This window comes from Paraburkholderia silviterrae (assembly GCF_004353915.1).
Taxonomy (GTDB): domain Bacteria; phylum Pseudomonadota; class Gammaproteobacteria; order Burkholderiales; family Burkholderiaceae; genus Paraburkholderia; species Paraburkholderia silviterrae.
Window position 1 is genome coordinate 58,576 of sequence record NZ_SMRP01000001.1, and the last position, 17,257, is coordinate 75,832.

The window sequence follows — 17,257 nt, forward strand, 5'->3', positions numbered from 1 at the left end:
GTATAGTTTAGAGCTAAATATTTCCAAAATCATAGTTAACCCGGCAAGACGGCGTCTGGCGGGACGCGCCGGCGCGCCCGGTTGCGGGGACGGACGCGCGGCGTGGGAAGAGACGGCAAGCCTGCAGGGCCTGCTATTAGCGTGAACAGGCCCTAGATCACCAGCCGCGAGACTTTCACGCCTTCGAGCGAGACCCCGGCCATCAAGCCGGCGTTGGTCAGCACGAACGCTTCGACGGGGCTGGTCGCCGTCGAGGTGTCGATATTGCCGTTCGCCCCCACGGTGACGAGCGCGACCGTGGCGTCGGCGCCGGCCGACCAGCCCTGGCTGTTCACGAAGTCGTTGAGCGCGCCCTGGTTCATGAACGCGAAGATGATGTCCTTGGACTGCGCACCGATCTGCAGGCCGAACGAGCCCCCGAGCGTGCTGTAGTAGCCCTCGGTCCGCCCGTTCACGCGCAGCGCGCCGGTGCCGTATTGCGCGCCGATCCAGAATCCCGCCGCGATCACGCCCGGAAAGACGAGCACGCCGCTCGACTTCGAAAGCAGCTCGCGCGACCCGGTCACCGTGCTGTAGAGGCGCGTGAGCGTGGCGTCCACGCTCGCGTCGATGGAATTGCGCTTGGCCGCGTTCTGGGCGGCGCTGCTTCCCGAACCCAGCGGGGTCGTCGTACAGCCGGCGAGCGCAAGCCCGCTCGCGGCGAGCGCGGCGCTGGAGTTGAGGAGAAATTGACGTCGGCGCATTGAGGTGTCCCTGTCAAGACGAATCCGTGAAGAAGATGCCCGCGCACAAATACTGCGCGAAGCGCGAAAGGATAGCGTGCGTGGTCGCCGGCCGCTGCATCGGCACGCCTCGCAGGCCCCGCGCGGGCAGCCACGGCGGCCATGCCCGCCTTCCCCTGGCGATATAGGACAATGCGCCGCGCATCGAGTTCGCGCCGTCCAGCCGAAAATCCCCGGCGCCCTCGCCTGCTGCAGCGCAATACTGCAACGCAGCATATTCGTCTCAGTTCATCTTGCGGTGTCCGACTTTTGCGTGCGCCGATCTCATAGTTTCTCGAAATCGTCCGATTTTTTCTGTCAGCCCAAATCGATACAGTCAAGACGTGGGGGCGCTCAACGCCTCTGCTCCCTACCATCTTGAATCCGATATCGCCATGCCCGTAGCCACCCCCCTTCGTCGGAATCGATCCGCTGCGTCATGGATCCTGAGCGCTTGTGAATGGGCGAGCGGCTTGGGGGTCTACCTCCTGCCGGTCTTCTACATCGCCTTCTTCGCCGCGCTGTTCCTGCTCTGGCGCGAGCCCCAGTCCACCTTCTGGCTGATGGCGGGGGGCGGCGTACTCGGCTGCACGATGACGGCGTGGGCGATCGTGTTCTGCCTCGCCAGCGTGAGGTCGGCGTCCGCGCCCGTGCGTGGCCGCGCGGAACCCGCCCACGCAGCGCAGCCGCGCATGCGCCCCGAGCCGCAGCGTTTCGCGCAGATGCTCACGCGCTCGTGCAACGAGGCCTGCGCCACGGCGTCGGGCAGCGAAGCCAGCTTCTCGGTCGCCTGCTTCCACGCGCGCTGCCCCGCGGCCAACACCAGCGATGCACCCAGCATCGTCCGCGAGCGGCCGCAAGCCGATCGATAACGCACGGCAGACGCTCACACCCGAACGCACCGTGTCAATGCTGAGAACCCACCGCAGTCCTACATGAAGCATCGTGACACCCTACAGGAGGCCAAATAAATCACTGACATATAATGAGATAGCTATCCGGTATAGCCGCGGGGCATACGGCCCGGCTCCAGGCGGCCTCCTTCAGACTGCGAATCCAGGCAATACGCACACGCACATGACGAACGCAACACAAGACCTGCGGATCGTGGTGGCCGACGACCATCCTGTCGTGCTCACGGCTGTCACCGACTACCTCGACCAGATTCCCGGACAAAAGGTCGTGGCGACCGCCGGGTCGGGCGCCGATCTCATCGAAACATTGCGCAGCACCCCGTGCGACCTCATCGTCACGGACTTCTCGATGCAGGGCGAGATCGAGGACGAAGACGGCCTGCGCCTCATCGGCCGCCTGCGCCGGCTCTATCCGGACACCCCCGTCGTGGTGTTCACGATGCTCACCAACGGCGGCATCCTGCACGAGCTCGCCGAGCTGGGCGTGGCCGGTCTCGTCGGCAAGGACGAGCCGATTCCGACGCTCGCGCAAGTCTGCCAACGCGCGCTCGTCGAGCCGGGCACGACGCTCTCCGCACGCATTGCCGAGCGGCTCGCCACGGAAGGCTCGACCGCCGACGAATTCCGCCGCACCAATCCGCTCTCGCCGCGTGAGCTCGAGGTCGTGCGGCTCTTTGCGCTCGGCCTGAGCGTCACGGAAATCTCGAAGCGCCTGAACCGCTCGGTGACGACCGTCGCCACGCAGAAGCGGGCGGCCATGCGCAAGCTCCATCTCGATTCCAATGCCGATCTGATAAGCCACGAAAACCCGTATAAGCAACACGAAAGTGATGTAACCGACTGATTTTTATTGAAATAAAGCCCGCGCCGGTCAGCTTTGGGCTTCTCATGGTCAGAGACACACTTTTCAATGTTTTCGGACTTCTCCCGAAGGCTCGAAACCGATTGTGGGCACAAACTGGTCACAGGTGCCAGTGCTAGAATCCGTCATTTCGTCGCAACAGAAGGTAAAAAATGGGAGACAAATCAGGAGCGCAGCGCATCCTTCATCTGGACGGCATACGCGGCTTGCTGGCGCTGGCCGTGGCAGCGAGCCACATCTACGGCTCCATCTACCACTGGGGACCAACCCGGCCCTTCATCGGCGCGTATCTGGCCGTGGACTTCTTCTTCATCCTCTCGGGCTACGTGCTCTCCTACACGCTCGCCAAAGGCGACTCGTCGTCGTGGGGCAAGTTCATCGCCAAGCGAGCCTTTCGGCTCTGGCCTCTGCATGCAGTGTGTCTCGTGGCGATCATCGCTGCGGTGAACAACAATGCACTCACGCAGCAGTACGTGCCCGAGTGGTGGGACGCTCTCACGCAGCGCCAGCTGCTGGCGAACGTGCTGTTCTTCCAGAACGTGGGTTTGGGGAATGTGCCGGTGATGAATGACCCGTCATGGTCGATCTCCATCGAGTTCTGGGTGTCCTCGATGCTGCTTTTTCCCATCGCGCGCCAGAAGCGCGCCTGGGTGCCGGCGCTCCTTGCACTCGCCGCTTGGGCGTTCATCTTCGCGCTGCACGGGCCGAACCTGCTCACGCAAAAAAACTACGCGCACTACGTCAACTTCGGAGTCATGCGCGGCGTGGGCGGGATGCTCCTCGGAAACGTGCTCTTCCGGCTGCGCGCGTCTGGAGTCGAGCGCCTGAGACTGCTCGGCTCGCTGCCGGCGCAGGCGATCTTCGTGGCGGTCGTTGCGTGGGCGGTCTTCTATCAGGACGGGCGTGCGTGGCTTGATGTGCCTATCATTCTCGCCTTCGCGTGCGTGGTGCTCTTCATGGATGCTGAGCGCGGCCTTGGGCGTGTCTTCTCGCTCACGCCGCTCGTGTGGCTGGGGGAACTCAGCTTCGCGGTCTACCTGTGCCACTCCGCGGTGATTCTCGCGATGCCGCCGCTTTACTACGACAAGGAGTTTGGCCTCTATGCTCCTGCCGTTCTGATCGGCGTGGTAATCGTCATGGCGTACATGCTGCACGTGGCGATCGAGCGCCCCTCACGGCGTTTCCTTTACGGTCTCGTGAAAGCCAAAGAGATCGCGCCCGAGCACGTCGCAGCGAACGACAATCACTGGTACTCGTAGACGATGATTTCGCCCGCGGCGCCCGCGGCGCCCGCGACGTTTCCTGCTGAGATGCCGTTGATCTGGGCGCCAGCACCCGATCCTAGGCCATAGCCTGTTTGCGCGCCTCCTGCTGAGACATACCCGACACCCATGGCCGAGTTTCCGCCGGCACCAAGGAAACCCGTGGTGCCGGTGAGCGCATAGCCACCCTGTCCGCGACCGCCAGTGACGGCATCGATCGTTGTGCCGCCGCTAATCGTGCAGGCCAAATTGGGCGTCGGCGCGCTTCCCGAAACGCCTGCCGCACTGACTGCTGCGCCACCACCACCACCGTTTCCTCCGGGACACGAGACGAGCGACCCGAAGGAAGTGGTGCCGCCCGTACCGCCCGCGTTCGCGCCCGCCGCTCCAGCTGCACCTACCGCACCGATCGTCACGGTTTGCGTAGAGACGGAGGTGTAGCGCACCTCGGCATACGATCCGCCGTTACCCCCGCCACTGACTGCGACCTGAGAGGCCGTGGTGGAGGCCGCGCCGCCACTCCCGCCGCCGGGTGCTTGCACGCGCACGATGATCGAGGTCGCGCCACTCGTTGGCGTGTAGGTTCCGCTCGAAGAGAAGACCTGAACGTTGAGCAGGCGCCCCGGTACACCGTTGATCGAGCCACCCGTGACGGACAGGCCATTCGAGGTGGTGAGACCCGCAGTGAGCACCGATCCATTGACTTGCAGATAGTCGGTACCGTCGTCCGTCGTGGTGTTGACGAGAATGCGACCGCTGTTCGTGATGCGTGCGCGCTCAAGCGGAAACGCACCACCGACCGGCATTGTCCAGAACACGAGACGAGCCGGTACCGAAGTAGTGCTGATCGTCGCGGAATCCACCACCGAGTTGATGAAGGCGGCTTTAACTGGCCCTGATCCGCCATCAGGCTCGAAGTCGACTTCGCCAATATCGTCACCGTTTTGGACGACAGCGCTCACGCCCTTCGTCGCACTGCGGCTCTTGTAAATGAAGATGCCTGACGAGCTCGTGTCGTTCGAGTACTGCATGAACGCTGGAACACCGCCGGCAAAGGATCCTGCTCCAGCGTCCTGAATGTTGGCGTACTGAAGATCGCCCAGCGTCACGCGCGATGTGAGACCAATGAGCAGCACGCTACTGTTGCGCTGGAATTGCATCTCGACCGTGCTGGGTGCGCCCGCGTCCGTTGCGGACTGCAGGTAGAAGTTGCTACCCGCGTTGCCCCCGCTCTCCGTGTCGGCGTTCTCTCCGACAATCCAGCGCAGCGATCCGGACGTTGCAAATCCAAGCGTGCGGTAGCTTCCGGCCACGCCATTGATGACCGCGCCGCCCGCAATCGAGGAGACAGCACCCCACGCGGGCGCCGAGGATGTGCCGTTCGAAACGATGGCCTGGCCAGCGGTCGAGCCACTTGGGTTCAGCAGTGTGATCGGTGAAAGCGTCGCGCCAAAGGCGACGGACGCAACGAGCGCGAGCAGCGCAGCGAAGATCTTTTTCATCGTGCGATTTCCATTTTTGATGGCGTAGTTAGATGCCGTATTCGGCTTTGACGTAGGCGGTCACGGTCAAGCTGCCCTGGTTGAAGATCGTGACGGCGCCTGCCGTGTTGTTCGTGATCCAGAGCGGATTACTCATCACCGAGCTGGGTGAGGCGGGCGTAACCTGAACGATCGGAGGTGCCGGGAAGGGGTAAGGCCATGTGACCGTGGCTGAAGCATTCGCGCCGATGTTTATCTGACCGAGCTGGTTGAACGTATCGAGATAACGAGTCGGTCCACCGCCCGCATAATTCAGGCGCACTCGAGTAGTTGGATTGGGCGTACCCGCGATGCCGTCTCCAGTCGACGTGTAACCATTGAGCTGGACGTCGTTGCTTCCACTGTCTTGCGCGGTGAAGGAGGCGGCATACGAACTGCCTCCCACCGTCAGATTGATAAAGTTTCCACTTACGACGTCGCCCGTCGTCGTGCTGAATTGCAGGCCGACAGGCACGACCTGAGATCCGCCATTGGGCGTGCCGCCCGCACCGAGAAAGCCCGCGATCTGGTTGGAGTTGCACTGGCCACCGAGATAGATGTTCGGGCCGTTGAACGAGGCGTAATAGCGAGTGGATGGATCGAAAATCCATTCAGACGAAAAGAGTCCGAGGTTCGCGGTATAGGCGCCCTCGATCTGGCTACCGCCGGTGACCTCACCAACCGATCCCGGACCGCAGTACCACGAATAGCGCATGCGCAGGGAATTCTGGCGACTTGAGGCGTGGCACGAAACGAGGCGACCCGCGAAACGCGGGCCGAAATTAAATCCCGCGTAGGAGTTGTTCGCAGCTTGACCCGCATCGAGAATCGTCACGTTCAACGTTTGCTGATCGTGCGGTCCGTTGTTAAACCATCCGTCCAGACCGGTCGTGTCGATGCGGATGTCATCGAAGGTCGATTCGAACCACGACTGGTTGTAGTCAACGAGTGAGTCCAGGTACTCGGTGCGCATCCCGTAGCCCGCGCAGTTCTTGACGAAGATATCGCGCAGCGTGCAGCGGTCTCCCCACACCGAGTAACCGTTACCCGTGGTATTGCCTGTTCCTGAGTTCCAGTTCCCGTCGAAGCTAAAACCCGTGATCGTGAAGTTGTACGGAAAATTCGCGGGCGTACCGCTTCCCCAGTTCAAGTTCGAATTCGCACCGTAGATCAGGTCCTTGTTCGAACCGATGATCTGGCGGATGGTGGTGGAGTTGCGCCCCGCACCGATCCAGTTCGAATTGATGTTCACCACGAGCTGGCTCGCCATGTAGATACCAGGCGGAAAATAGATCTGCGCCGGGGGCGTCTGCGCGATGGCCCACGTGTCGGCGGCCTGAATCGCCGCCGTATCGTCAGTGCTGCCGTCTCCTTTTGCGCCGAAATCCTTGACGCTAACGAAGTCCTGGAGCTTGTTCTGGAGAGTTCTGCTGACGGACCCAACGGAGCCTTGCAGAAAGGCGATCTTCGAACTGTTGATAGCCGCCCCAGGAGCGACCGTTGCATCGGTGACGGTGCCATTTCCGGGGGTGCCAATCGTGAGAGCGGTGCCGCCCTTCACAAAAACCTTGTTCACGCCCACCGGAATAGGCGCATTGAACGTCAGCGTCTCGTTGTTCGTTCCGCCGATAGAGAATGAGTCCGCGCCCTGCTCAGCAGCATCAAAACTCACCCAGATATTCGACGCAGAGCCATAGTTTTGCGAAAGCGTCAGCGTGGTAGTGGTGCCCGGAGTGAAATCAACATTCGCCGCAAATCCTGGCGTGCCGCCACTGCCCTTTTCATCCGTCATGTTCCCCACGGCAACCGGGGCGGGCGCTGCGACGTTGTCGACCGTCCAGAATGGATTCGTCGGCGGATCAGTATCGGTCGAGGGAGAGAGGATGAACTTGTAGTAGACCGTAGGGTTGAGCCATACCGAGGCCTGCCCGTTCGAATCCAGAATGACCGGGTTGGTGTTTGGCGTTTGCCCCGTCGAATCCGTGTAGCTCGTGGCCTTGGTCGTTGTGCCCGCCAGATAGACAAAGAGCTTGCCGCCGGCCAGGGGTATGCCGTTCTGGTTGAACTGCTGCTTGACCAGCGGCATCAGGGTCGTTGTCATGGGAGTCCCGTAAACGGAAAAAGCCGCCCGAAGGCGGCCTTGTTTTTGAGTTATGTCTGGGGCGGTTAAAGCGCTGCGCTCGCGTGCGCAATGGAATCGATTCGGGCCTGATACAGGTCCATGTCGTGATCGGCGAAGACCCAGCCACCGGGCCACAGGTCACCCAGGACCATCTCGAAGACGCACACGTCCGAGCTGTGCAACCAGATGTGTTCAAGCGGTGGCCGATCCTTCCATCGCGGGTCGAACCACGGCCAGCTCGCCCAGCCGTCGCGCCCGTTGAGCACGCAGACCATGCTGGCCAGCGCATCGCCGTGCGCGTGATAGAAGTCCGCGGCGACGAACTTGGGGGCGGCGAAGGAATGCAGCGCACCGATGCGTGCGGCAGGCAGGAAAGCGGGTGTCAGGTGGGTGCGCGACGCGCCCAGGCTATGGCCGCAAACCGAGATCGGGTTGGCGCCCGGCACGGTCTGGAGCACCCAATCCCAGAGCGCCTGCATGCCATCCGAGACGCCCGCCGTTACCGTACCGCCGGCAAGAGAGACGGGTATTAGCCGCGCATCCGCCCATACGTCCGCGAGCTTGCCTTCGCTTGCGCGCGTGCCGCTGATGCTCAGGTGTGTCTCGCCAGCCGCGGTGACCGACAGCACCGCCTGATGGCTGGCATCCTGATACAGGTCGATCCAGTCATCTCCCAGAGACGAAAAAGCCGCCCTTGAGGCGGTCTTGTCTTCGAGGTATGCCGCGTTGGCGCGGCGCGCGGCAAGCGCGATGGCCTGCCAGTCCATCATTTGCTCGCGGGTACGGCGGCGGGCGTGGAAGCGGGAGCGGATGCGGCGGCCGGAGCGGATGCCGCTGCTGCCTGCTGTGCCTGCACCGTTGCGAGTACCTGATTGAGGATCGGCTGTGCGAGCGTCAGGCCGAGCAGAATCGCGGGCTGGTTGGGAATCATCGGGAGTGCGCCGACGAGCCCAATCAGAGCCGGGAACGCCGTGTTGTTCAGCGTTTCCAGATTCGTCACGTCGATCGTGCCGCCGGCCGCGCACACCGCATTGTTGATTGCGATGATTCCGGGCTGGGATGCGTTACCCGGCACGCCATTCAGCAGTTGTTGCTGGGTTGCATTGAGGAGCGGCGATGCGGCAAGCACCTTGAGGTCAGCAGTGACGGTCGGGCAAAAATCCGTCACAAGTTGCTGCGGCGTGACGATGAGCTTGGGCGCGGTGCCCGGCGCCGCGCAGCCTGCAAAGAGTGCGAGCGAGACAAGGCCTGCCACGAGGCATAGTTTCTTGAACATGGAGATTCCTTCGAGATGTGCCGCGATCGCGGCGAGAGGGTTACTGCTGTGCTGCGGGTTGTTTGCCAGCGGCGTACTTCTGGCTGAGCCAGTGCGTGCCCGCTACCACCAGCACGACGATGGCGTTGCGCACGTCAGAGGTGAGCGCCATGTGCAGCGCCGTTGCTACCTGATCGACTACCGGAACAATCAGCGCGGCCGCGCCGGCTGCAATGGCGGTATGGGTGGGGGTGCCATTCATTTCGACTTCTCCTCATCGGGTGAAAAAACGAAGTCCGATCGCTTGATGGCCTGCATCAACCAATGCGGGTAATCGAGCATGTGTATGCCATGATCTTTCGCCCGGTGATGCTTGGAGCACAGCACGAGCATGTTGTATTCGGAGTCGATGAAATCGGACGGCTCCTTGAACGTCGACCAGTCAAAGTGCGGGTGCAGCACTCGCATGCGCTCCCAGTCGATGCCGTCGCTATCCGCCCACTCGGCGTGAAAGTGATGCACCTCGCGGTTTTCCTTCGTGCCGCACACCCAGCACGGCGTATCAAGCACAGCGACGAGGTGATGCTTCGTCTTGCGAAAGAGCGCCGACTCGGTGCGCGGCGGGTGATCCGGATAGAACACATCGATCGAGATCGTTTCGTGTTGCTCGTGCTCATGCGCGACCTTCTCCATTCCTTCGGCATTGCACTTGCTGCATGGCTGTTCGAGCGGAACATCGTGGCTGCATCGGGGCATTGCTGGCTCCAGAAACGACAAAACCGCCCGGAGGCGGTTTCAGGTGAGAGGGTTGGGAATTCAGGCGATCGCGGGTTCGTCGGGCATCACATCCGTGCGCATGGCTTGCGCAAGGCGCGTCGCGCGCGCGCCGACTTGCTTGGCCCACAGCGAAGCGAGCATCCCGCTCGCCGCGGCGGCGTAGTTTCCGGCCTGCATGGCGCCGAGGGTGTTGTGAAAACCTAGCAACTTGCCGATCCCCATGTTGAAGCACATGTTCGCGATCACGCGCTGGCGCACGGCATCCATGCTCGACCACCATGGCAGGTGCAAATTGAGCGCTGCGAACGTGGTCGACAGGTCGTAGTTCAGCAACGAGTTGATCTGCGCATCGGTGAGTGGAAACGACCATCCAGAAGGCAAAGGAGATGCGTTGAGGTTGTGCCCCACTCCGCACGTCGGATTGCCTTGCGTGTCGGTATAGACGGTGGCGCTCACGCCTTCGTCGCGGCGCAGCTCGGCGTCGAGCAAAGAGAGGTTGTCTGGGTCCATTATTTGTCCGCCTTCGTGTCGAGCTTTTCATCGATACGCTCAAGCTTTTTGAACACGGCATCGATGGAGCGGTTGAACGAATCGATCGCCTTACTCAATTCGTTGCTGGTGACGTAGCACTCGGCCACATGAAGCTTGTACGCAGCTAAGTCGGTCTTCAGGCTGTCGATATCGGCCGTGTTCTTATCTACCGTCCTGTCTCTGGCGGATTCAGAGCGACGCCACAGATAGGCGAACACTCCACTGATACACGCAAAGACTGCGCAACCAATTTCAACTACGGCGGTGTAGTCCATTCGATCCCCGGGCGTAAAAAAGCCCGCTCGAGGCGGGCTGTTGATTTGTGTTTTAAAGAGACTTCAGGGCACCATCCGGGTAATTGGTCGAACAATGATGCCCATCAGAAGATCGCATTCCTCGTTGCATTGCTTCACATTGGCGCGCATGAGCCATAGTGCGAAGCGCTCGAATCGAGTACCCCACTTGTGTCCCAGGCGGTATGGACATCGTTTGTCGAAACCTGCCTCAACGGATCGCGGCCACAGGCCCGCGTCGTATTCCTGTTCGAACAGTTCGTCGAAGGCGTCGCATTCTTCGGTTGTGACGTTCCGAGCAATGCAGATTGCCGCCTCGATCAACTCGTGGAAGATGACGGCCACCTTGTTCTGCCAGCAAATCTCACGGGAAATCTGGATCGTCAGCGTATCGTCTTCAACGAACCAGTGACCAATCGTTGTGAATCGATGCTGCTTGTGAGGTATGAACTCGATCTTGATGTCCACGGCTATTCCTCCATAAACGGAGTCAATGAAGAAAGACGATTGGGGATAGACGACTTGTAGGCGTGCGAGAGGAAATCAAACTTGGGGCGGTAGTACAGATTTTCGAAGGTCACAGTATCGACAACGTCATACACCTTCTCTACTGCCGTCTCCATTACATCAGACGCCCCCGTAGCCACACCCAGAAGATCAAAACGACCAACAGAAACAATGCTCCCGGACTTTTTCTTGATTCCATACCAGAACAGATTGTTCTCGGCAGCATCTTTCCATTTCACATCGATATCGTCGGGAGACTTGTCGGTTTTTTCTCCACCCCCTCCAATATTGAACAGACGGACGCTGGCACCGTACGTATTCACTAGAGGATTGCGTCCGTTGGCGATATCCGTGAAGTAGTTGCCAACGAAGGGAGATCCATCGTCTCGCATGACCATCTCGGAAAACAAACCGTCCCATCCATACCGCATGGCGCAAAATTCGGTGAAGTAAAAGTCCTCGCCGTTATACAGAAGACCTACATCAAAGATCGCCAGACCCGGTTGCTTTTGTGCAAGTTCGTAAACGATCTCAGGGAATGCCACTTCGTTGAGTCGGCAACCCAGATCTGTTTTGACGCTGAGTGCCAGATTTCCGCCCTTCTGTATACCAATGTCGCCCGCGCCGAACGACTTGCTCTCGAACTCGGCCAGCGAATATACGGGTTCTCCGTCATAGAAGACCATGACAGGCGTCACTTCCTGACAGTTTGGGATCTTCTCCTCAAGCAGGAATCCGCCTGCCTCATAGGCAGACTTTTCTTTCGTTAGGGCTTCAATAAGAAGCTCTCGTCCTTCTTGCGGATCATCCGTTCTAGGTACCTTGGTGCCACCGCTGTTGCCATTACTCTTCAGAACATAGACGCTTTCAGATTGCTGAAGAAACGTGATTCCATCCTTGGCCGATTTGAAGTTCCTGGCTTCCGCCACTTTCACTAGCGGGTAGTGCTTCTTGACGAACGACTTGGCGAGAGCGCGCTCCTTCTCCATCCGGTAGTACCACTCAGTCGGAAGAAGGCCGTTTCGATATCCCATCTTCACCAGACGCTCGGCGATTGGGTACATGTTGTTGTAGTCGAAAAAAATGAAGTAATCGTCGCGCTGGGACCTCGGAACCATAGCCAACATCTTGATGACCTCTTCGGCCGTTTTCCTCTCCATGAGACCTTGATAGGTTGAGTGACGCTGATACCTCTCATCCGATTTTTCTTCGTCCTTAACACCCGGAAGATTGAGATAACTGAGTGTCGGAACCACACCGAGGATGACGTCGTACCCTTCCATTCTGAGATGCGCAGCAAGAGGAAGGGGGTAGCAGTCGTAGAAGAAGAAGACGAACTTCATGCAAGAAGCCTCTCGATTGTTTTTTGCCCGGCATCAACGAATGCCGAGTTTTCCAGGACGGGCAATTCAGTGCACCCGAGAATCACCTTCTCAGCCCCCCGAATGCGAAGCTCGTTTGCGATGTTTCTCAGCGCAACTCTGTCCGCCACCGTGTAGCTTCCATCAATAACGCGCTGTATGAGCAGGTCTATCTTTTCTTGCTGCGCATCATTCGCTTCTACCGGTTCGACACCATGACGGCGCAGCGCCTCTCTATATAGACCCACATCTCGAGTAGAACGCGATCCCAGTACACCGACCGCGCGACACTCCTTCACCGACGATGCAGCAACGTCGACCATATCGATGATTTCCGACGAGGTTCTCGTACGCAGGAAGGGAAGGTGAACATGGGCTGTATTGCAGATAATGACGACCGTTGTGCACCCTATACCGGAGAGCAATGCAACAGACCTTTCCAATTCGCTCCTGAGGACCATCTCATCGGCGATACCTTGCTCATTGAGTGCGGTGCAGGAAAGGTTGTGCAGGACGATTTCTGGAAAGTCCTCATCCCGAGTCGCACCATGCGCCTGGCACGTATCAATGAGGCGACGGTAGAAGTGCGCGCCGGCCAGCGCTCCGAGTCCGCCAATCAAGCCGATCATTTCTTGCCCTTGTGCGTCGCCGTGCGAGAGCCGCGCTTGGGCATCTTCTCGGGCATCTTGCCGACCTTCTTGCCGTGCGTCGCGTCGACCATTTCCTTTGCCACCTTCTGCGGCACGCCGGTTTTCTTGGCGACCTTGGGATCACGCGCGGCCGCCCGCATGAGGCGGTTTTGCGCTTTCGATTTCACTGTCATGTAGTGCCTCCTTAAATCACGGGAATCTTTCCGGCTTTCGGCTTCGCGCGCTTCTGCACCTTGCGCATTTCGGCGCCGAACGTGCCCTTGGAAACCGACGAGGACGGCTTGGCTTGTTTCTTCGGGGCTTTGGGCATACTCTCTTTGGGCGCCTTGAGTTTTGGCACCTTCACACCGCTGATCTTTTTCACCTGAACCTCCATGAAACCCGACGACTACTATTCCGAATGGGACGACGCCAAATTCGGACTTGGCTTCCCGCTGCTCATCCTCGCGACGGTCGGCTTCTTCGCGTACGCCATCATCAAGATCTTCATCTGAGCGCCGCCGCGTACTGGTTGGCGTCCTGCTTCACGTCATCAGGCGCCGATTGCATGCTCCGCGCGAGCGAACTGAGCGCCGCGGGCACGGCGGCCGGCGAGATCTTCGTGGACTTCGCGAGCCACTGCACGAACGGCTGGTAGGTCATCAGGCGCGCGGTGAGATTGGCGCCCGCAGCGCCGCCCAGAAGACCCGCAGCGACCCCGACGTGACCGGAAGCGATCGCACCCGCCACGCCACTCACCAGACCGATCTGCGCCGCGGCGTGGCTCGTGCCAGAAGGGTTGGAGAAAACCCGGCTACCCGACTTGATGGATTCCGCCGATTTGGCGATCTGGTCTAGCGCGACGCGAAGCCGTCCGTCCTGGCCAGAGAACATCACCGACTTCGCTTGCGGCGACATCTTGTTCCAGTTCGTGAGGAAGGTTTGCGTCGAGAAGCGCTCGCCCTCGGCGCCCTGCTGGCCGGCGCTCGCAAGACCCATGCGGCGGATATAGGCGGACTTCACCACGTCTCGCTCGGCGGGCGTGAGGCTCTTCATGATCGAGCCGATCTTCGTGGCGCCAGCCTGCATGTCGGCGGCGTTCACAGCCGACTTGAAGACCTTTTCGGGAATGTCCTGTTTGGCCACCTTGTCGAGGACGTCTTCGATGCGCGCGTAACCCGCCCGGCTGAAGGTATTCGCGCGCTGCATGGCCTTCACTGCGGCGGGGTTACCCGTGGCCTTCGCTGCGTCGTCCAGATCGCTTGAGAGTGCCGCATAGAGCGCCTTCCACTTGCTGCGCGGCACGTCGCTCGCGAGCGAGTTGTTCGAAATCTCGTCACCTACCAGCGTGCGCAGTTTCTTGAGCGCCTCGTAGGGCAGCCTGTCCGCCTGCTTGACCGTCATACCGGCGGACTGCGTGGAGCCCGTGTCATCCTTTAGCGCGCGCTCGATGTCCTGAATCTTGCTGTTCTTGAAAAAGCGCGAAAGGTTTTCAGCGCCCGGAATGTCCTGATTCATCGCGGCCAGAGCCTGCTTGGTGCGATCTACCTTGACCGCGGTATTGGGCTTGATGAACTGGTCGAGCTTGTTGTAGAGCGCGGTTTGTCCCTGCTTGAAGCGATCCACAAAGCCGCCGGGCCCAGACAGCCCCTTCTCGATCGTGCGGCCAGCAACAGACGGCGTGGCGTTTGGCGAGAGGTCGTCAGCGATCTTCGTGGCCCGCGTGCCGATTTCCTCGGCTTGCTGCTCGGCTTTCTTGGCCATCTGGCCAGCGCCCCCGGGCGTCTTGGCGAGCAGGCTCTCGAGCGCCTGAGAGTTTCGGTTGCCTGTGACCTGTCCCACGCTCGGGGTGGTAGATCCGGCCTCCTGGAACGTCTTCATGCGATCGAGCATGTCCGGGATGTTCTCGGCCGAGCCGCGCAGCGCGTTGCGCGTTGCCGCCGCGCCGCCGGCTATCGTTGCCGAGGGCGCCAGACTGCCAAGCAGGCTGGCCGCGAGCTGCGCACCCGGGCCGCCGCCTTCCTCGCGCGTGATGCCCGCCGCGCCAGCGCCTGTTGCGGCAGAGAGCGCCTGCATGCGCGGACGGTCGGCGAGCTGCGCGAGCGCGTTGCGCGCCATGGGATTCGCCACTGCGCCGGCGGCCGCGCCTGAGAGTCCAGCGCCAGTCAGCGCGCCAGCCGCGCCGGCCTGAATGTCGCCCAGCACTCGCTCCGTGGGCGTGGCCGGCTGCGGAAGGCCGGCGCTCGTGAGCGCGTTATTGACCGTCTGGGAAGGCAGCGCGAGCTGCGGGATGCTCGCGCCGGTGAGCGCATTCACGCCTCGGATGCCAAGGTTCACGCCGCGGTTCAGCGTGTCGCCCAGGAACGTGAGCGGACTCGCCGCGCCTTCGGCCACGTTGCGCACGCCAAGTCCCAAGCCGCGCAAGTCCTGCTGCGCTCGCGTGGGCTCCGGTTGGGCGGGTTGCTGCGGCGTTCCCTGATCGGACGGCGCGGCATCGGCGGCCACCACCGGCGCGGCCTTCCACCAGTCGCTGTCGTCAGCCGCTGGAAGACGCCCTGTCACATCGTTTGCGTACTGCAGCGTGTTTGGCGCGTTCGGGTTTCGCGGGTCGCGCACGGCGATCCCCGCACGCGCTTTCGGGATAGCCCCCTCTCCACCGTAATAGCCCACCGAGATCAGGTGCGCATCGCCTCCGGTCTTGTCCGAGAGCGACTTGATGTAGCGCACCGCGGCGCGCGCGTTCTCCTCGGGGTTCTCGATCGACCAGCCCTTGTCGGCAAAGCGTTTGAAGGTTGCGGGCTTCATCTGCATGCCGCCCACAGCGCCAGCGTCCGACGTCGCGGTATCGGCGCCCGCGCTCGACTCCTGCGTGTAGATGCTGCGCGCCAGGTCCGCGAGCTTGCCAGTGACGCCCTCGGCCTTCAGCGCCCGGTCGAGTGGCGACCCGCTGCCTTGCGACGGCGCCGCATCGACCACCGCCGCGTCATCCCACCAGTTGGCCATTACGGCTTCCTCCGGCGCGAGCCGTCGGGCGCGATGAACTCAGTCCCGGACGGCAGCGCGTCATAGTCCGCTTTCGAGGCGATTTTCTTCGCCGCGCCTCCCTCCAGACCGCGTGCAGAGGGCGACAGGAACCTGTCGAAGTCGTCACGCCCAGTCGATTGCTCGTACTGGCGCTTCAGGCCGTTCAGTTGCCCCTTGAGCAGTTGCTTGACCTGCGCGACAGCTCCCGCCAACTGGTCGGGGCTCTTGACCTTGTCAAAGATGGCCTGCGCCTTCTCGCGATCGCCCACGCCGCCACCAGAGCCGAGAATGCCCTTCACGACTTCGTCCGCGACGATGCTCTTTGCCGCTTCGAAGTTGGTGGGCACCGCAGAGCCGGTCTGCTCGGCAAGCGTCTGGGCTAGCCGGTTGAACCCCTGCAGGTTGCCGTTCTTGAGCGCCTGCCCGGCCTGCGTGAGCGTATCAAGGTGATCGAGCGAGACGCTGAGAGAGCGCACCGTGTCGCCCTTCTTGCCGTACTCGAACTGGCCAATCGCCGCCTGGCGGTTCTTGAACTCCTTCGCGTCGTACTGCGGATACTTTTCCGCCAGACGAGACATGACAGCCTGCCCCCATGGGGATCGCAGTGCCTGCGAGGCGAGCGGCGCCATATCGTACTTGCCGATCTGATCAACGACGGCGTCAACCGACTCCGGATCAAAGCCCTTGGTCTTGTTCTGCACCGCGGCGTCACGGTCCTTCTGCGAAATCTTGCCACGGGAAAGGTCGTAGTCGAGTTTGCCGACATCCGACACCGGCAGGTTTTCCTGACGCTCCTCGCGCTGCTCGGCGATATCGGCGCGGCGCTCCTGCGTCTTTTCCTGCCTGGCCTGACGCTGCTCGTCGAGCACGCGCTTGTACTGCGGCGACCCGGTCACAAACGCCTTGTTGATGTTCGGATCGAACGGGAGTTGCAGCGCGCGAGACTGATCGGACGTCAGCATCCCTGATTCCTGCGCGTCGGTGATCGCCTGATTGCGCTCCCGTCCGACGATGCGCGCGGCTTCATCCTTGGGCGTGCCGCCCGCCACGAGGTCTTCATAGCGCTGTTGCGCAGACGTTGCGATATCGACCAGACGGTCGTGCTGCTTGTCGGCGATGTTCATGCCCAGCAAACGTTGATTGATCGAGTTGCTGATCGCGCGCTGCTTGTTCTCTTCGATCGTCGCCAACTGGTTCTGGATCTTGAAGCCCGCCTCGGGGTTGACCTGCGTGATGCGGCCAATCGTGGCTGGCGTAGGCAGGCCATTGTCGCCAAGCGCTCCGGGCTGCTTCAGGATGCCGAGCAGCGCGTTGTTCTGCTGCTGCGCTTGCTGGGCCTGCTCGACCTGCATCTGGGCGAGCTGGTTGCGGTAGGCGAGCTGCTGCAGCTCTTGCGGATTCGCCACCGCGAGCGGGATATTTGCGTCGACGGGCATCGT

At 61.2% G+C, this 17,257-nt stretch carries 19 protein-coding genes; 3 read left to right on the forward strand and 16 right to left on the reverse strand.

Annotated features, from left to right (window positions below; genetic code table 11):
- Positions 1 to 152: 152 nt before the first annotated feature.
- The gene (locus EYW47_RS00240; protein WP_133192887.1) at positions 153 to 743 is read right to left on the reverse strand and encodes a BPSL1445 family SYLF domain-containing lipoprotein; all 591 of its coding nucleotides are present in this window, start codon (positions 741 to 743) and stop codon (positions 153 to 155) included.
- 491 nt (positions 744 to 1,234) lie between these two features.
- Between EYW47_RS00240 and EYW47_RS00245 the strand changes: the two genes are divergently transcribed.
- The 3 genes from EYW47_RS00245 to EYW47_RS00255 all read left to right on the forward strand — a co-directional run bounded on the left by EYW47_RS00245 (position 1,235) and on the right by EYW47_RS00255 (position 3,796).
- Entirely contained in the window at positions 1,235 to 1,633 is a 399-nt protein-coding gene (locus EYW47_RS00245) for a hypothetical protein (protein WP_133192888.1), read from the forward strand.
- 205 nt (positions 1,634 to 1,838) lie between these two features.
- A complete protein-coding gene (locus EYW47_RS00250) occupies positions 1,839 to 2,519 on the forward strand; it encodes a response regulator (protein WP_133192889.1) in 681 nt (226 codons plus the stop codon).
- A gap of 170 nt (positions 2,520 to 2,689) precedes the next feature.
- Positions 2,690 to 3,796 carry an acyltransferase family protein gene (locus EYW47_RS00255; RefSeq protein ID WP_133192890.1) on the forward strand — a complete coding sequence of 369 codons (1,107 nt, stop codon included), beginning with the start codon at positions 2,690 to 2,692 and terminating at the stop codon, positions 3,794 to 3,796.
- Here the strand turns inward: EYW47_RS00255 and EYW47_RS00260 are convergent.
- The 15 genes from EYW47_RS00260 to EYW47_RS00330 form a co-directional block, all read right to left on the reverse strand.
- On the reverse strand, positions 3,781 to 5,301 hold the full coding sequence (locus EYW47_RS00260; RefSeq protein WP_133192891.1) for a hypothetical protein: 1,521 nt from the start codon (positions 5,299 to 5,301) through the stop codon (positions 3,781 to 3,783). The two genes, EYW47_RS00255 and EYW47_RS00260, sit on opposite strands and share 16 nt — an antisense overlap.
- 28 nt (positions 5,302 to 5,329) lie before the next feature.
- Positions 5,330 to 7,420, reverse strand: a complete 2,091-nt coding sequence (locus EYW47_RS00265; RefSeq protein WP_133192892.1) for a glycosyl hydrolase family 28-related protein — start codon at positions 7,418 to 7,420, stop codon at positions 5,330 to 5,332.
- A 65-nt stretch (positions 7,421 to 7,485) separates the two neighbouring features.
- Positions 7,486 to 8,211, reverse strand: coding sequence for a hypothetical protein (locus EYW47_RS00270; RefSeq protein WP_133192893.1), 726 nt, complete (start codon positions 8,209 to 8,211; stop codon positions 7,486 to 7,488).
- Entirely contained in the window at positions 8,208 to 8,717 is a 510-nt protein-coding gene (locus tag EYW47_RS00275; protein WP_133192894.1) for a hypothetical protein, read from the reverse strand. Before EYW47_RS00275 ends, EYW47_RS00270 begins: the two co-directional genes overlap by 4 nt.
- A 40-nt stretch (positions 8,718 to 8,757) precedes the next feature.
- Entirely contained in the window at positions 8,758 to 8,958 is a 201-nt protein-coding gene (locus EYW47_RS00280) for a hypothetical protein (RefSeq protein WP_133192895.1), read from the reverse strand.
- Complete coding sequence (locus EYW47_RS00285) at positions 8,955 to 9,452, reverse strand: hypothetical protein (RefSeq protein WP_165976453.1); 498 nt, start codon at positions 9,450 to 9,452, stop codon at positions 8,955 to 8,957. Before EYW47_RS00285 ends, EYW47_RS00280 begins: the two co-directional genes overlap by 4 nt.
- 60 nt (positions 9,453 to 9,512) lie before the next feature.
- Positions 9,513 to 9,983, reverse strand: coding sequence for a glycoside hydrolase family protein (locus EYW47_RS00290; RefSeq protein WP_133192896.1), 471 nt, complete (start codon positions 9,981 to 9,983; stop codon positions 9,513 to 9,515).
- Complete coding sequence (locus EYW47_RS00295; protein ID WP_133192897.1) at positions 9,983 to 10,279, reverse strand: hypothetical protein; 297 nt, start codon at positions 10,277 to 10,279, stop codon at positions 9,983 to 9,985. The genes EYW47_RS00290 and EYW47_RS00295 overlap by 1 nt, the downstream gene beginning before the upstream one ends.
- 63 nt (positions 10,280 to 10,342) lie before the next feature.
- Complete coding sequence (locus tag EYW47_RS00300) at positions 10,343 to 10,765, reverse strand: hypothetical protein (RefSeq protein WP_133192898.1); 423 nt, start codon at positions 10,763 to 10,765, stop codon at positions 10,343 to 10,345.
- Positions 10,766 to 10,767: 2 nt separating this feature from the next.
- The gene (locus EYW47_RS00305; RefSeq protein ID WP_133192899.1) at positions 10,768 to 12,147 is read right to left on the reverse strand and encodes a hypothetical protein; all 1,380 of its coding nucleotides are present in this window, start codon (positions 12,145 to 12,147) and stop codon (positions 10,768 to 10,770) included.
- Positions 12,144 to 12,794 carry an aspartate/glutamate racemase family protein gene (locus EYW47_RS00310; protein ID WP_133192900.1) on the reverse strand — a complete coding sequence of 217 codons (651 nt, stop codon included), beginning with the start codon at positions 12,792 to 12,794 and terminating at the stop codon, positions 12,144 to 12,146. Before EYW47_RS00310 ends, EYW47_RS00305 begins: the two co-directional genes overlap by 4 nt.
- The gene (locus EYW47_RS00315) at positions 12,791 to 12,988 is read right to left on the reverse strand and encodes a hypothetical protein (RefSeq protein ID WP_133192901.1); all 198 of its coding nucleotides are present in this window, start codon (positions 12,986 to 12,988) and stop codon (positions 12,791 to 12,793) included. The genes EYW47_RS00310 and EYW47_RS00315 overlap by 4 nt, the downstream gene beginning before the upstream one ends.
- An 11-nt stretch (positions 12,989 to 12,999) precedes the next feature.
- Complete coding sequence (locus EYW47_RS00320; RefSeq protein WP_133192902.1) at positions 13,000 to 13,179, reverse strand: hypothetical protein; 180 nt, start codon at positions 13,177 to 13,179, stop codon at positions 13,000 to 13,002.
- A 122-nt stretch (positions 13,180 to 13,301) separates the two neighbouring features.
- The gene (locus EYW47_RS00325) at positions 13,302 to 15,797 is read right to left on the reverse strand and encodes a lytic transglycosylase domain-containing protein (RefSeq protein WP_133192903.1); all 2,496 of its coding nucleotides are present in this window, start codon (positions 15,795 to 15,797) and stop codon (positions 13,302 to 13,304) included.
- On the reverse strand, positions 15,797 to 17,254 hold the full coding sequence (locus tag EYW47_RS00330; protein WP_133192904.1) for a hypothetical protein: 1,458 nt from the start codon (positions 17,252 to 17,254) through the stop codon (positions 15,797 to 15,799). The genes EYW47_RS00325 and EYW47_RS00330 overlap by 1 nt, the downstream gene beginning before the upstream one ends.
- Positions 17,255 to 17,257: the final 3 nt, after the last annotated feature.